This window comes from Streptomyces sp. V1I1 (assembly GCF_030817355.1).
In the GTDB taxonomy this organism is placed as follows: domain Bacteria; phylum Actinomycetota; class Actinomycetes; order Streptomycetales; family Streptomycetaceae; genus Streptomyces.
Genome location: NZ_JAUSZH010000001.1, coordinates 3,240,943 through 3,254,685, shown reverse-complemented (window position 1 = coordinate 3,254,685; position 13,743 = coordinate 3,240,943). Strand labels below are relative to the sequence as shown.

The window sequence follows — 13,743 nt, the reverse complement described above, 5'->3', positions numbered from 1 at the left end:
GAGGTAGCTTCCCAGCCATGACTGAGACGCCTCCGCCGATCCCTGTCGAGCAGCTGCGATTCGCCATGCCGCCCGTGCACGAGTCCGTCGTGGACGAGCGGGCGTACCGCAAGGAGCGGCTCGCCGGGGCGCTGCGGCTCTTCGGGCGGTTCGGTTACGAGGACGGGGTGTCCGGCCATATCACCGCGCGGGATCCGGAGTTCACCGACTGCTTCTGGGTGAACCCTTTCGGCGTCCCCTTCGCGGATGTCACCGCCGGTGATCTGATCCTCGTCAACGGGGAGGGTCAGGTTGGCCGGGTTGTAATCGGGAGGCACCACGTCAACCAGGCGGCGTTCGCCGTCCACGCCCAGGTGCACCGCGCCCGGCCCGAGGTCGTCGCCGTAGCGCACACCCACTCCGTGCACGGGCGGGCGCTGTCCGCGCTCGGAGAGCTGATCGAGCCGGTCACACAGGAAGCCTGCGCTTTCTACGAGGACCACGCCCTGGTCGACCGGTACACAGGCGTGGTCGTCGACGAGGAGGAGGGGCGGCGGATCGCCGGCGCCCTCGGCGCGTACAAGGCCGTCGTCCTGCGCAATCACGGGCTGCTGACGGTCGGCGACTCGGTCGACGCCGCGGCCTGGTGGTTCATCTCCATGGAGCGCTGCGCCCAGGTGCAGCTCGCGGCGAGGGCGTCGGGCAAGCCCGTGCTGATCGAGCACCGGGACGCGGTGGCCACCCGCGAGCAGCTCGGCAGCGATCTGGTCGCGTGGATCAACTACCAGCCCCTGTGGCGGCAGATCAGCCAGGCGGAACCCGAACTGCTGCAGTAGCGAAGCAGTAACAGAGCAGTAGCAAGCAGTAGCAAAGCAGTAGGGTCAATCGGGCACCGGCACGTTCACCCCCTGTAGCCTCGGGCGCCGGGGCGTGCGCCCCTTTCGTACGGCACAATTCCCATGAATTACACGGAAGTTCAGTCAGTACGGGGCGCGGAAGGCGGCTTTCACTCGTGGCGGTGCAAGAAGCGGGACAGTGCGACGAATGTACGCACGGCGCGCGCGAAGGGCATCGGCGAGCAGTGGCCGAATTCCTCGCCAAGCGGGACGAGTTCGCCGCCGGGCAGGGGCTGCCGGCCGCCGTCGCCCACTCGCCGGGCGCCTCGCGCCAGTGGGTGTCGGACGAGCTGACCCAGTCGGCCCGCACGGTCGCCGACCGCAGCCGTGAGGCGGGCGACGCGTGGCTCCAACTGGTCTGGCAGCGCTCGCTGTTGGTCGTCTGGGTGGCCTTCGCCGCCCTCGGGCTCGGGCAGTTCGTGACCGCGATCGGCGCGGGCTGGACCGGCGCCCGCACCTCCGGGCTGCTCGCCGCGTTCGTCGTCGCCTCCCTGCTGAGCGGCGCAGCCCGCCTGCACCGGTCGCGCGGCGGCCTCCTCGCTCCGCTGATCGGCGAGGACAACCGCCTCTCCACCTCACGCGCCGTCGCCACCGCCTGGGTGCTGCTCGTCGTCTTCTCGGTGCTGGTGCTCGCCCTCCAGCTGGCCTGGGCCTCGTCCGCCGCCGACCGGGACGCGCTGATCGAAGGACTCGACCTGGCCCGTGGCGCGGGCATGCTGTCCGTCCTCGCGCTTGTGTGCGCGATCGCCGTCGTCGTACGCCGCGTGGTGGCCGTACGCGTCTTTGGCCAGCGGCTGCAGAAGATCCGCGCCGACCGGCCGCGCCTGGCGGATCTGCTCTGCGACGACAGCGGGCGCGGCAGCTTCGCGGATGTGCAGTACGCGCTGGTGAGCTCCGTCGCGGCGGTCTTCGCGCTGGTACGGCTCGCCCGCCGGCCCGACCAGCTGCCCGATCTGCCGTGGGCGCTTGCCCTGCTGGTCGCGATCTCGGCGGCGACGTACTTCGCGGGGAAGTACGCGGAGGGCGGCCGGCCGATCGTGCTCTCGGTCGTCCGGGCCCGCGAGGCCGGGGATCTGGACGCCCCCATCCGTACCGGCGACGACATCGAGATCCGCGGCGCCGGCTTCGTACCTCCGGGCGCGGGCACGCCCGACCGGCTCGCCCGAATGGTCGTGCGTTTCGGCGCGGTCCATGTCCATGTCCCGCTGATCCCGGTCCCCGGCGGCTTCGCCAATCCGACGGACACCGCGCTCACCGTGCCGGTCCCCGTGGACGTCGAGCCGGGGACGGTGAACATCCAGGTGGTGACGGCATCAGGGATGGAGAGCAACCGCTGCCTCATCGAGGTGACGGACTGACCCACCTGGCGCAAACGGACCGATCCCGCCCGCCCCTGAATGTCACAGAGTGAGCCGCACGGCTGGTGAGCGGCTCGGCTTCGTCGTACGTATGGTCAGTTGACGGGTCTACCGAAGGCGGGACCAGCGATGACACACACATATCGGACTACGGTCGACTACGGCACGGTCGACGGCGGGCGGCGCGGCGGCTTGAGAGAACGGGCGAGCCATTACGCCCTTCTGCCGCTGCGGCTCTTCCTCGGCGTGACTTTCATCTACGCGGGGATCGACAAGCTCACGGACAGCCAGTTCATGGCCGCGAGCGGGCAGGGCTCCGTCGGCGATCTGATGCGCAGCGTGCGCGACTCCTCCGCCGTGCCCGCTCTTGTGGACCTTGCGCTCAAGAGCCCCGAGGGCTTCGGCCACGCGATTGCCCTCGGTGAGCTCGCCGTTGGCATCGGCACCCTCGTCGGATTGCTGGCCCGGCTCGCCGCGCTCGGCGGGGCTCTCATCTCGCTGAGCCTGTGGCTGACGGTGAGCTGGCAGACCGAGCCGTACTACTACGGCAATGACCTCGCCTATCTGATGGCCTGGCTGCCGCTGGTGCTCGCCGGGGCCTCGTTCCTTTCGCTCGACGCCCTTCTGGCCAACCGGCGTCGCCGAATGCCGTAGTGCGCCCAGGTCACCGCCCCGGCCAGGAACAGACCGCCGAAGACGACCGGGAAGACCACGAACCAGGGTGTCTGCCAGGAGCCGGCCGCATCGCCCGCGTACAGCAGCGCTGCGGCCAGCACGGCGAGGCCCGCGATCAGCTTGCCCGGCCGGAATTCATGCCGGAGTTCACGACGCGGCACGGGTCACCTCCACCTGTCCGATGCCTACTTCGAGGCGGAGTTCCAGCGTGCCCGACGGCTTCGCGCCGGCCGGCGGAGGCAGGGTGCTCTGCCGGTCCTGACCGGGGGCGACGTCGATGTCGTTCGCCGCGTCCTCGGGGAGCCGGATGTCGCCGATGCCCGCTTCGACCCGCAGCTTCACCGTCGCGTCCTTCGGTACCACGACCTTGAGCTGACCGGCCCCGACTTCCGCCCTCGTCGACACCGTCTGCCCGGCGGGGACGGCGAGCGACGAGAGGTCGAGGGTCGCGACGCCGGAGCCCATTTCGTACAGCGGCTGGACGGCGGCCACCGAGGCCGGCTTCCAGTCCGTGCGCGCCCAGTGGGTGCTGATGTCCTTGGGGAGCGCGGCAGCCCCCGCCAGCAGACCCGCGGTGATCACCGTCATCATGATCGTGCCGAAGCCGGTACGGCCCAGCAGCGCGCTGACCAGCAGGCCGAGCCCGAACACCGCCAGCGCGCAGACAAGACCGATCTGCAGACTCGTGCCCAGCGGACTGCCGTCCCAGCTGAGCCCGGTGCCGAGGCCGCCCGCGAGCAGGGCGAGAAGGAAGACGGTGCCGCCGATTCCGCGCGGCCCGCGCGTCTGCGGGGGAGCTGTTGACGGACGCCGCTGGGGAGGTGCGGCGGCTTCCGCGGCCGCCTGGGCCGCAGCCTCTTCCGGGCCCCACAGATAGCCGGTCGCCACTGGGCCCGTCGTGCCGTCCTTGATGATCGGGTCCCGCCACCAGGACGGGCTGTCGGGGACAGGCGGAGCCTTCGTCTCGGGCGGCGCCTCGGCCACCGCATGCGCCGTCGCGGCGTCCAGCAGCGCACCGTCGGGGGCGGCGACACGGCGGCGCTGCGACCACACGGACGCCCCGACGACCGCGACCGAGAGGAGGGCGGCGAAGGCGAGCGTCCCGCTGTTGCCCAGCATGGACAGGAACAGTCCGCAGCCGATCAGGGCGAGGAGCACGGCGGTCAGTGACGCGCCCTCCACCCGGCCCGACAGCAGGCGACGCGCCTCGTTCTCCTCCTCGTCCTCGAAGGGGATCAGCAGCCAGGCGAAGCCGTAGAAGATCAGGCCGATGCCACCGGTCACGGAGAGCACCCCGATCACGATCCGGAAGATCACCGGGTCTATGTCGCAGTACCGGCCGAGCCCGCCGCAGACACCCGCCACCACCTTCTGGTTCGGGGCGCGGCGCAGCGGCTGCGTGTCGGCACGCGCCTCGGGCGGCGCGTCCGGTTTCGCAGGAGGCGGAGTGGTCGGCTGTGTCATACGTCCATGGTGACGGGCCCCGCGCCGGGACGGCACCCACCCCGACCCTGGCCCTTCCCTGATATCGGTCAGGCCGCGGACCCCGGCTTTCAGGGTCGGTTTAAGGGAGGACCCTGATACCCCGGCCCGCTGCTGCATGTGACGATCGGAGCATGCCAGTCGCCACGCCCCGACCCCCCGGCCCCTCCCGCGCCCCCGCGCCGGAGGAGCAGCCGCTGCGCAAGCTGTACCGCAGCGCGGACGGCCGGATGCTCGGTGGTGTGGCGCGCGGCCTCGCCGGGCATCTGGGACTGCCCGTCATCTGGGTCCGTCTCGTCTTCCTCGGCCTGTTCATGGCCGACGGCCTCGGCGTGCTGCTGTATGCCGTCTTCTGGATAGTCGTGCCGCTCGGCGTCGGTGGCAGGGCCGCCGAGCCGCGTTCCGTGTTCGAGACCACGGACGACGGCCGGCGCCGGCTGCGCAAGCCCGACAAGGGGCAGCTGTTCGCGTTGGTCGCGCTGATGATCGGCGCGGCGATCTTCGTCGGCAATGTGAACATGGGCGGCAACGCCAGCCGCTACATCTGGCCGATCCTGCTGACCGGCGCCGGTGTGGTGCTGGTCTGGCGGCAGGCGGACAACGCTCGCCGGGCCCGCTGGACCGAAGTCGGCCGCCGCCGCAGGCTCCTCCAACTCGGCCGCGCACTCGCGGGCGTGGCGCTGGTCGGCATGGGCCTGACCGTCTTCATCCTGGTACGCGGCTCCGCCGCCCAGCTCGGCAATGTGCTGACGGCGGCGATCGCCGTCATCGCTGGCATGGCCCTGCTCGCCGGGCCCTGGCTGGTGCGGATGACGCAGGACCTCTCGGAGGAGCGGACGATGCGCATCCGGGCCCAGGAGCGTGCGGAGGTCGCCGCGCACGTCCATGACTCCGTACTGCACACCCTCACCCTGATCCAGCGGAACGCCGACGACGCGGGCGAAGTGCGCCGCCTCGCCCGCGCCCAGGAGCGCGAGCTGCGGAACTGGCTCTACAAGCCGGAGGGCAACGGCAAGGACGAGGACGAGGAACCGGACACGCTCGCCGAGGCGGTGAAGAAGGCCGCGGCCGAGGTAGAGGACAAGCACGGCGTCCCGCTCGAGGTCGTGGTCGTCGGCGACTGCCCGCTGGACGAGAAACTGGCCGCACAGATGCAAGCCGCACGCGAGGCAATGGTCAATGCGGCCAAGTACGGTGGCGAGGGCGGGGCCGTCCAGGTCTACGCCGAGGTCGAGGGCCGCACGGTCTTCGTGTCGGTACGGGACCGGGGGCCGGGCTTCGACCTGGATTCCGTACCCGGCGACCGGATGGGCGTAAGAGAATCGATCATCGGCCGGATGCAGCGCAACGGCGGAACGGCACGGCTTCGCTCGGTGCCCGGCGGGGGCACCGAGGTCGAGCTGGAGATGGAGAGGGCGGGCGAATGACCGAGACCGAGGCTGCTGGAGAGACTGCCGAGCGGCGCGTACGGGTCGTGCTCGTCGACGACCACCGGATGTTCCGCACCGGAGTGCAGGCCGAAATCGGCCAGACCGACCACACCGGCGTCGAAGTGGTCGGTGAGGCCGCCGACGTCGACCAGGCGGTCACCGTGATCACGGCGACCCGGCCCGAGGTCGTCCTGCTGGATGTGCATCTGCCGGGCGGCGGTGGAGTGGAGGTGTTGCGCCGCTGTGCCCCGCTGATGGCGGCGTCTCAGAACCCGGTGCGCTTCCTGGCGCTGTCCGTCTCGGACGCGGCCGAGGACGTGATCGGGGTGATCCGGGGCGGCGCCCGCGGCTATGTCACCAAGACCATCACGGGCACGGATCTGGTCGACTCGATCTTCCGGGTGCAGGACGGGGACGCGGTGTTCTCGCCGCGTCTGGCGGGCTTCGTGCTGGACGCCTTCGCCTCGACGGACGCGCCGCCGGTGGACGAGGACCTCGATCGGCTCACCCAGCGGGAGCGCGAGGTGCTGCGGCTGATCGCGCGGGGTTACGCGTACAAGGAAATCGCGAAGCAGCTGTTCATCTCGGTGAAGACGGTGGAGTCGCATGTGTCGGCGGTGCTGCGGAAACTTCAGCTCTCGAACCGGCATGAGCTGACGCGATGGGCCACGGCACGACGTCTGGTTTAGGCTCCATCGTGAGGTAACTGGTACATAGCCGGGCAACCGTCCATGCCATGTTCACCTCTTGTTCTGCGTGATGAATTTGACGGGGAACACCTTCTTCCTGATCACGATCGGCCTGGTCGTGATCGCTGTACTGCTGCCGCTGCTGCTCTGGAGCCGTCTGCGCGGACCCGCCCTGGTGCGGGGCGCCGGCCGGCTGCTCATGGTGCTCTTCGCGCAGGCCACGGCGGTCCTGGTGGTGTTCGTGGCGGTCAACAACGCCAATGGCCTCTATGACGGCTGGGACGACCTGCTCGGCACGGCGGACCATGTCGACTCGGCCCTCGACCTGGGACCGAACGGCACCGGCGGCAAGCAGATCTCCGCGCTGCCGAAGGTGATCCAGAAGTGGGAGAAGGTCAACGACCCGTCGCTCGGCAGCGGTCTGCGGCGCACCGAGCTCAAGGGCGCCATCTCGGGTGTCGTGGGCGAGGTGTACGTCTGGCTGCCGCCGCAGTACGACGACCCCGCGTACCGCGACAAGAAGTTCCCGGTCGTCGAGGTGCTCTCGGGCTTCCCCGGTTCCTCGAAGAACTGGTTCCGGACGCTGAAGTTCCAGGACCGGGTGCAGCCGTTGATCGAGTCGGGCAGGGTCGCGCCCTTCATCCTGGTCTCGCCGCGCACCATGCTGGGCGACGCGGACACCGGCTACGCGAACATACCGGGCAAGGTGAATGCGGACAGCTGGCTGACCGTCGACGTACGCAAAATGGTCGCCGACAACTTCCGGGTGTCGCTGGCACCTGAGAACTGGGCGATCGCGGGCTACTCGGCGGGCGCGCACGGCGCGGCCAAGCTGGCTCTGGCCCACCCCGACCGCTACAGCGCGGCCGTCAGCTTCTCCGGCTACAACGACCCGGCCGCCGAGTCCCGCTCGCTGACGGCCGCGGACCCGGAGCTGCGCGTCGAGAACAACGTCCTGCACATCCTGAAGTCGGCCAAGACCCCGCCGCGGGTCTCGTTGCTGGCGACGGGGGAGGGAGCGGACGGGTACGAGCCGGGTCTTGCGCTGAAGCGGGCGGCCAAGCCGCCGACGAAGGTGGATGTACGGGCGACGAAGGGCGGGCATGTCACTCCGGTGTGGAGCAGGCAGCTGCCGTACGCCTTCGAGTGGCTGACGCAGCAGCGTGCGGCCGCGGTTCTGACCTGCGGTTCTGATCTACGGGTCTGGCCTGCGGCTCGGATCTGCGGGTCTGACTCGGCCGACGGCTTACACGGGGCGGGTCGCGCCCGCGAAGGGCATCTCGTCGATCGGCGCGACGCGGACCGGGGCGCCGGGGCGCGGGGCGTGGATCATCTGGCCGCCGCCGATGTACAGGCCGACGTGGCTGATCCCGGAGTAGAAGAACACCAGGTCGCCGGGGGCGAGTTGGGAACGGGACACCCGTCGGCCCGCGTTGATCTGCGTGTACGTGGTGCGGGGCAGCGAGACCCCGGCGGAGCCCCAGGCGGCCTGGGTGAGCCCGGAACAGTCGAAGGAGGCGGGCCCGGTCGCACCCCAGACGTACGGCTTGCCGAGCGCTCCGTAGGCGTACGCGACGGCTTGGGCGGCACGGGAGTTGGGGGCCTTGAGGGAGCCGCGGGGGCCGGCTGACCGGTCGGCACGCGTGCCCGCGGGGCTTTCCGCGCTGTTCGAGCTCTCGTACGATGCGCGCTGCTCGGCGGTGAGCGCGGCGAGGATGCGTTCGGCGGCCGCGAGCTTGTCCTGGACGGTGGCCTTGTGCGTGGCCAGCTCGGTCTGCCGGGCCTTGAGGCCGTCCATGCGCTCGCCCGCCTCGGCTCTCAACCGGGCGATCTCCACGAGCTGTTGGTGCACACCGGCAATGGCGTCCGCCTGCCGCGTGCCGACCCGCTCGGTGAGCGCGGCCCGCTCCAGATACTCGTGGGGGTCGGAGGTGAGGGCGAGCTGCAAGCCCGGGTCCATGCCGCCGGCGCGGTACTGGGCGGTGGCGATCGAACCGAGGGCGTTGCGTGAGGCGTTGAGCCGCTCGGTCCTGCGGGCGGCCTCCTCGCGCAGCCGGTCCAGCGACGCGCGGGCCTTCGCGGTCTGCTCCTTGGCCCCGTTGTACTTCTCGGTGGCGGCCTCCGCCTCCTGGTAGAGCTTGTCGACCTTGGCCTTGATCTGTGCGGGAGTGAGACCGGGCTCGGCGTGCCCGGTGCCGTCGAACGCGGTGGCGGTCGCTGCGCCGGCGAGCGCGAGGGTGGCGGCGGTCCGGGCGGCGGGCCCGCTGAGCGGATGCTGCTTGGGTTTCCGGTGCGCTGCCACGAGGGCGTCCACGTCCTTCCGTCTTCCCTGCGGTCCGAATCCGACGCCGTCCGACGACGAGTCCGACTCCGAATCCGACGCCGAGTCCGCCGAGTCCGACGGCGGGTCCGCACAGGGGAGCGGCCCGTCGCCGGATTTCTCGGCGGGGGTGGCCGACTGCCGCCCGGGAGCTCGGCGGCGGTGGGGAGTCGGTCACCTGAGACAAGGACGCTAAACCTGGGAGTCACGGGAATGAGGCGTGGACCGGTACTGCCCGAAGCTGGACATGTGAGTGCGCTTTCTGAGAGCGGGACTGATGGTGCAGGCCCGGATCCCCGTGCCGCTGTGACCGATGCGGCGAATGAGGCATACCTGCCTGGAGATCGGTGCTATGGGGAGGGTTAGGCTCCGCGACATGGACGTACTCATCAATGTCTTCGTCGCCCTGCACATCATCGGCATCGCGTCGCTGCTCGGCGGTTTCCTCACCCAGATGAAGGCGATGGGCGCGGGAACGGCCCGTTTCACCCCGGCGATGCTGCACGGCGCGCTGACCATGCTGATCACGGGCGTGGCGCTGGTGGGTCTGAACCAGGCGGACGACCAGCCGGTGAACAACCTCAAGGTCGGCATCAAGCTGGCGGTGCTGGTTGTGATCCTGGGCCTGGTGTACGTCAAGCGGGACGAGGAGAAGGTGGACAAGGCGCTGTTCGGCGCGGTGGGCGGGCTGACGGTCGCGAACATCTTCATCGCGACGCTCTGGACGTGAGCCGGGAATGAGCCGGGCGAGAGCCGGGTGTGAGCCGGACATGAGAACGCCCGGGCGCCGACGTCGGCCCCCGGGCGTTCGTGTGTTGACCGGTCTCAGGCCGGGCGCACGCTGCCGTAGATCGGCATGTAGTAGATCGACTCCTCGCGGACGTTCGCACCCGGCTTGGGCGCGTGGATCATCTTGCCGTCGCCGATGTAGATGCCGACGTGGCTGATGTCGTCGTAGAAGAAGACCAGGTCACCCGGGAGCAGATCCTTCGTCTCGACCCGCTGGCCCACCTTCACCTGGTCCCAGGTGGTGCGCGGCAGGTCCACGCCCGCCGCCTTCCAGGCGGCCTGGGTCAGTCCCGAGCAGTCGTACGAGCTCGGGCCCGACGCGCCCCAGACGTACGGCTTGCCAATCTGGGAGCGGGCGAAGGAGAGGACCTTCTCGGCCTTCGCCGCGTACGTGGCGCCGCCCGTGGAACCGGAGCCGGTGTCCGACCCGGTGTCCGTGCCCGTGCCGCCGCCCTGGTTCTGCTCCTGCTCCTGGCGCCGGCGCTCGGCCTCCGCGCGGGCCTCCGCCTCCTCCTTGGCCTTGGCCTCGGCCTTGCGGCGGGCCTCTTCCTCCTGCTTGCGCTCGATCGCCGCGAGCCGTGCCTTCTCCTCGGCCGTCAGCTTCGACAGGAGCGTGCGCGCCTCGGCGAGCTTCGCCTGGACGTCCTGCTTGCTCGTGCGCAGGGCCTGCTGGGAGCGGGTGAGCGACTCGAGGCTCTTCGTCGCCTCCGCGCGCTGCTCGGCGGCCGCGGCCCGCTGAGTCTCGTAGTCGTCGATCACACTGCGCTGACGGTCGGTCATCCGGTCCATCAGCTGCGTCTGGTCGAAGTACGCCTGCGGGCTGTCCGCGAAGAGCAGCGCGGCGGTCGGAGTGACCGCGCCCGTGCGGTACTGCGCGGCCGCGTAGGTGCCGAGCTCCCGGCGGGACTCGTTCAGCTTGTCCGTGCGCTTGGCGGCGTCGTCGAGGAGCTCGTCGACCTCGCGGCGCTTCTCCTCGGTCGCTTCCTTGGCCTTGTTGTACTTCTGGGTTGCCGTGCCGGCCTGCCGGTACAGGTCGTCGACCTTCTTCTGTACCTCTTCGACGGAGGGCTTCGGCTCGGCGGGCGCGGCATTGGCGCTCTGCGTCGACAACAGGGTGACGGAGGCGAGGGCTGCCGTCGTGAACCCGACGGCGGGGGAGGTCTTTACGGTTCGACTTCGCGTTTTGCGATGCGACGCCAAGGCCGGCATCTCCTTCTTCCGTGGACCGCCTACCGGGTTAGCTGTCGGGTTCGGGCGGAACGGAAGATCGCCCTACGGACCGGATGGGGCGCGGTCCGATTCACCCCGGTTGTGCATGGTGGGTCCCCGGTTCCGAACTCCCTCGTGGAAAGCCCGAATTCGGCGCAGGCTGCCCGATGTGGCGTGGATCGCCATGGGGGTACGGGCCGCCTTGGGGGAGCACGCTAGCCAACTCGTGTGGCTGCTGTGAAGGTTGATGTTCGATATGTCCGATACATTTTCGTGACCTTGGCAATCGGCGGACCGGCGCGTTCCGCACGATGACCCGGCGACGTGGCCCGATCACGGAGGGTCGCGGGCATCGTGTCCCGGCCGGATCGCGCCGCCGTGTCGCCGTCGTACCCCAATGCGGCGGCGAGCTGTCAGTGCGGCGGCCTAGACTCGTAGAGCGATGAGCAGCCTCTTTGACGACAGCTTCCTGGCGGACCTCCAGCCCAGTGCGGAGCACCACCCGCCGCCGCCCGAGGACTCGGCCCCGGAGGAGATCCCTGACGATCTCTTCCAGGGTGCTTACGACGTCCCTCCGGCCCGGGACCCGTACCACCGTGACGGCGCCCCGCGCACCGTCGTGGACCCCGCCGCCCTGCTCGAGGGGCTGAACGAGCAGCAGCGTGCCGCCGTCGTGCACACCGGCTCGCCGCTGCTCATCGTCGCCGGGGCCGGGTCCGGCAAGACCCGGGTGCTGACCCACCGGATCGCGTATCTGCTGGGCAGCCGCAGCGTCCACCCCGGCCAGATACTGGCGATCACGTTCACCAACAAGGCCGCCGGCGAGATGAAGGAGCGCGTCGAGCACCTCGTCGGCCCGCGCGCCAACGCCATGTGGGTCTCCACCTTCCACAGCGCCTGCGTCCGCATCCTGCGCCGTGAGTCCAAGAGGCTCGGCTTCACCTCGTCGTTCTCGATCTACGACGCCGCCGACTCCAAGCGCCTCATGGCCCTGGTCTGCCGTGATCTGGAACTCGACCCCAAGAAGTTCCCGCCGAAGTCCTTCAGCGCGAAGATCTCGAACCTGAAGAACGAGCTGATCGACGAGGAGACCTTCGCCGACCAGGCTGTTGGGGGTACCTCCCAGACCGAAGGCTCTGGGGGAGGTTTCGAGAAGACGCTCGCAGAGGCGTACCGGATGTACCAGGCGAGGCTGCGTGAGGCCAATGCTCTGGACTTCGACGACATCATCATGACGACGGTGCATCTGCTGCAGGCGTTCCCGGACGTCGCCGAGCACTATCAGCGCCGGTTCCGCCATGTGCTGGTGGACGAGTACCAGGACACCAACCACGCTCAGTACACGCTCGTACGCGAGCTGGTGGGTCCCTCGGGCCCGGACGACGACCCGGCCGAGCTCTGCGTCGTCGGCGACGCCGACCAGTCGATCTATGCCTTCCGCGGCGCGACCATCCGCAACATCCTCCAGTTCGAGGAGGACTACCCGGACGCGACGACGATCCTGCTCGAGCAGAACTACCGCTCCACGCAGACGATCCTCTCCGCCGCCAACGCCGTCATCGAGCGCAACGAAAGCCGCCGCCCGAAGAACCTGTGGACCAACGCCGGCGCCGGCGCGCAGATCACCGGCTATGTCGCCGACACCGAGCACGACGAGGCGCAGTTCGTCGCAGACGAGATCGACCGGTTGACGGACGCCGGCGACGCGAAGGCCGGCGACGTCGCCGTCTTCTACCGTACGAACGCCCAGTCCCGTGTCTTCGAAGAGATCTTCATCCGGGTCGGGCTGCCGTACAAGGTCGTCGGCGGAGTGCGCTTCTACGAGCGCAAGGAGGTCCGGGACGTCCTCGCGTATCTGCGGGTTCTCGCCAACCCCGAGGACAACGTCCCGCTGCGCCGCATCCTCAATGTCCCCAAGCGCGGCATCGGCGACCGAGCCGAGGCGATGATCGACGCGCTCGCGCTGCGCGAGAAGATCACCTTCCCGCAGGCGCTGCGCCGCGTCGATGAGGCGTACGGCATGGCGGCACGCTCCGCCAATGCCGTCAAGCGGTTCAACGTGCTGATGGAGGAGCTGCGTACGGTCGTCGAGTCGGGCGCCGGACCGGCCACCGTGCTCGAGGCCGTCCTGGAGCGGACCGGCTACCTCGCCGAGTTGCAGGCGTCGACCGATCCGCAGGACGAGACGCGCATCGAGAACCTCCAGGAACTGGCCGCCGTGGCCCTGGAGTTCGAGCAGGACCGCGCCGAGGAGGAAGGCGCGGGCACGCTCGCCGAGTTCCTGGAGAAGGTCGCGCTCGTCGCCGACTCCGACCAGATCCCGGACGAGGACGAGGACGGTTCCGGCGTCATCACGCTGATGACGCTGCACACGGCGAAGGGCCTCGAGTTCCCGGTGGTGTTCCTGACGGGCATGGAGGACGGCGTCTTCCCGCACATGCGCGCGCTCGGCCAGCCGAAGGAGCTGGAGGAGGAGCGGCGGCTGGCGTACGTCGGCATCACGCGCGCCCGCGAGCGCCTCTATCTGACGCGGTCGTCGATGCGCAGCGCCTGGGGCCAGCCCTCGTACAACCCGCCCTCGCGCTTCCTGGAGGAGATCCCCGGGCAGCACCTGCAGTGGAAGCGGACCGGTCCGATGGCCGCGCCCGCCGGTCCGACGTCCGGCATCGCCTCGTCGCTCTCGTCCTCGCGCTCACGCTCGGGCGGCGGTGCTTCGGGCTTCGCCACGCGGCGCACGACCGACAAGCCGGTGATCTCGCTGGCGGTCGGAGACCGGGTCACGCACGACCAGTTCGGCCTGGGGACCGTGGTGGAGGTGACGGGGTCGGGCGCGGACGCGCAGGCGACGATCGACTTCGGGGACACCAAGCCGAAGCGGCTGCTGCTGCGGTACGCACCGGTCGAAAAGCTCTGATC

10 protein-coding genes, 1 pseudogene and 1 riboswitch are annotated in these 13,743 nt (G+C 69.9%); of the genes and pseudogenes, 8 read left to right on the top strand and 3 right to left on the bottom strand.

Annotation, left to right across the window (positions count from 1 at the left end; translation table 11 throughout):
- Positions 1-17 precede the first annotated feature (17 nt).
- The 3 genes from QFZ67_RS15085 (at position 18) to QFZ67_RS15075 (ending at position 2,887) form a co-directional block, all read left to right on the top strand.
- Positions 18-815, top strand: coding sequence for a class II aldolase/adducin family protein (locus QFZ67_RS15085; RefSeq protein WP_307661621.1), 798 nt, complete (start codon positions 18-20; stop codon positions 813-815).
- A 245-nt stretch (positions 816-1,060) separates the two neighbouring features.
- Positions 1,061-2,233 (top strand): hypothetical protein, encoded by a 1,173-nt coding sequence (locus QFZ67_RS15080; RefSeq protein WP_373430048.1) that lies wholly within the window; start codon positions 1,061-1,063, stop codon positions 2,231-2,233.
- A 129-nt stretch (positions 2,234-2,362) separates the two neighbouring features.
- Entirely contained in the window at positions 2,363-2,887 is a 525-nt protein-coding gene (locus tag QFZ67_RS15075; protein WP_307661619.1) for a DoxX family protein, read from the top strand.
- A 168-nt stretch (positions 2,888-3,055) separates the two neighbouring features.
- On the opposite strand, the gene QFZ67_RS15070 is transcribed toward QFZ67_RS15075, so the two are convergent.
- Positions 3,056-4,372, bottom strand: a complete 1,317-nt coding sequence (locus QFZ67_RS15070; RefSeq protein WP_307661618.1) for a PspC domain-containing protein — start codon at positions 4,370-4,372, stop codon at positions 3,056-3,058.
- A 152-nt stretch (positions 4,373-4,524) separates the two neighbouring features.
- On the opposite strand from QFZ67_RS15070, the gene QFZ67_RS15065 reads away from it, so the two are divergent.
- The 3 genes and pseudogenes from QFZ67_RS15065 to QFZ67_RS15055 all read left to right on the top strand — a co-directional run.
- On the top strand, positions 4,525-5,817 hold the full coding sequence (locus QFZ67_RS15065; protein WP_307661617.1) for an ATP-binding protein: 1,293 nt from the start codon (positions 4,525-4,527) through the stop codon (positions 5,815-5,817).
- Positions 5,814-6,509, top strand: a complete 696-nt coding sequence (locus tag QFZ67_RS15060) for a response regulator transcription factor (RefSeq protein WP_307661616.1) — start codon at positions 5,814-5,816, stop codon at positions 6,507-6,509. Before QFZ67_RS15065 ends, QFZ67_RS15060 begins: the two co-directional genes overlap by 4 nt.
- A 70-nt stretch (positions 6,510-6,579) precedes the next feature.
- A pseudogene (locus QFZ67_RS15055) lies at positions 6,580-7,446 on the top strand (alpha/beta hydrolase); the annotation flags it as partial.
- 309 nt (positions 7,447-7,755) lie between these two features.
- Here the strand turns inward: QFZ67_RS15055 and QFZ67_RS15050 are convergent.
- Positions 7,756-8,811: a C40 family peptidase gene (locus tag QFZ67_RS15050; RefSeq protein ID WP_307665853.1), complete on the bottom strand. Its 1,056-nt coding sequence runs from the start codon at positions 8,809-8,811 to the stop codon at positions 7,756-7,758.
- Positions 8,812-9,205: 394 nt separating this feature from the next.
- On the opposite strand from QFZ67_RS15050, the gene QFZ67_RS15045 reads away from it, so the two are divergent.
- Positions 9,206-9,559, top strand: a complete 354-nt coding sequence (locus tag QFZ67_RS15045) for a hypothetical protein (RefSeq protein WP_307661615.1) — start codon at positions 9,206-9,208, stop codon at positions 9,557-9,559.
- Positions 9,560-9,654: 95 nt separating this feature from the next.
- Here QFZ67_RS15045 and QFZ67_RS15040 read toward each other — a convergent pair whose 3' ends face one another.
- Entirely contained in the window at positions 9,655-10,827 is a 1,173-nt protein-coding gene (locus QFZ67_RS15040) for a C40 family peptidase (protein ID WP_307661614.1), read from the bottom strand.
- 1 nt (position 10,828) lies between these two features.
- Positions 10,829-10,993: riboswitch (cyclic di-AMP (ydaO/yuaA leader) on the bottom strand.
- A 276-nt stretch (positions 10,994-11,269) separates the two neighbouring features.
- Here QFZ67_RS15040 and pcrA point away from each other — a divergent pair.
- On the top strand, positions 11,270-13,741 hold the full coding sequence (gene pcrA, locus QFZ67_RS15035) for a DNA helicase PcrA (RefSeq protein WP_307661613.1): 2,472 nt from the start codon (positions 11,270-11,272) through the stop codon (positions 13,739-13,741).
- The last annotated feature ends 2 nt before the right edge of the window (positions 13,742-13,743 follow it).

Coding starts and splice junctions, on each gene's coding strand:
- QFZ67_RS15075 (WP_307661619.1), top strand. CDS start 2,363: ATGACACACACATATCGGACTACGGTCGACTACGGCACGGTCGACGGC.
- QFZ67_RS15070 (WP_307661618.1), bottom strand. CDS start 4,372: ATGACACAGCCGACCACTCCGCCTCCTGCGAAACCGGACGCGCCGCCC.
- QFZ67_RS15060 (WP_307661616.1), top strand. CDS start 5,814: ATGACCGAGACCGAGGCTGCTGGAGAGACTGCCGAGCGGCGCGTACGG.
- pcrA (WP_307661613.1), top strand. CDS start 11,270: ATGAGCAGCCTCTTTGACGACAGCTTCCTGGCGGACCTCCAGCCCAGT.
- QFZ67_RS15040 (WP_307661614.1), bottom strand. CDS start 10,827: ATGCCGGCCTTGGCGTCGCATCGCAAAACGCGAAGTCGAACCGTAAAG.
- QFZ67_RS15045 (WP_307661615.1), top strand. CDS start 9,206: ATGGACGTACTCATCAATGTCTTCGTCGCCCTGCACATCATCGGCATC.
- QFZ67_RS15085 (WP_307661621.1), top strand. CDS start 18: ATGACTGAGACGCCTCCGCCGATCCCTGTCGAGCAGCTGCGATTCGCC.
- QFZ67_RS15065 (WP_307661617.1), top strand. CDS start 4,525: ATGCCAGTCGCCACGCCCCGACCCCCCGGCCCCTCCCGCGCCCCCGCG.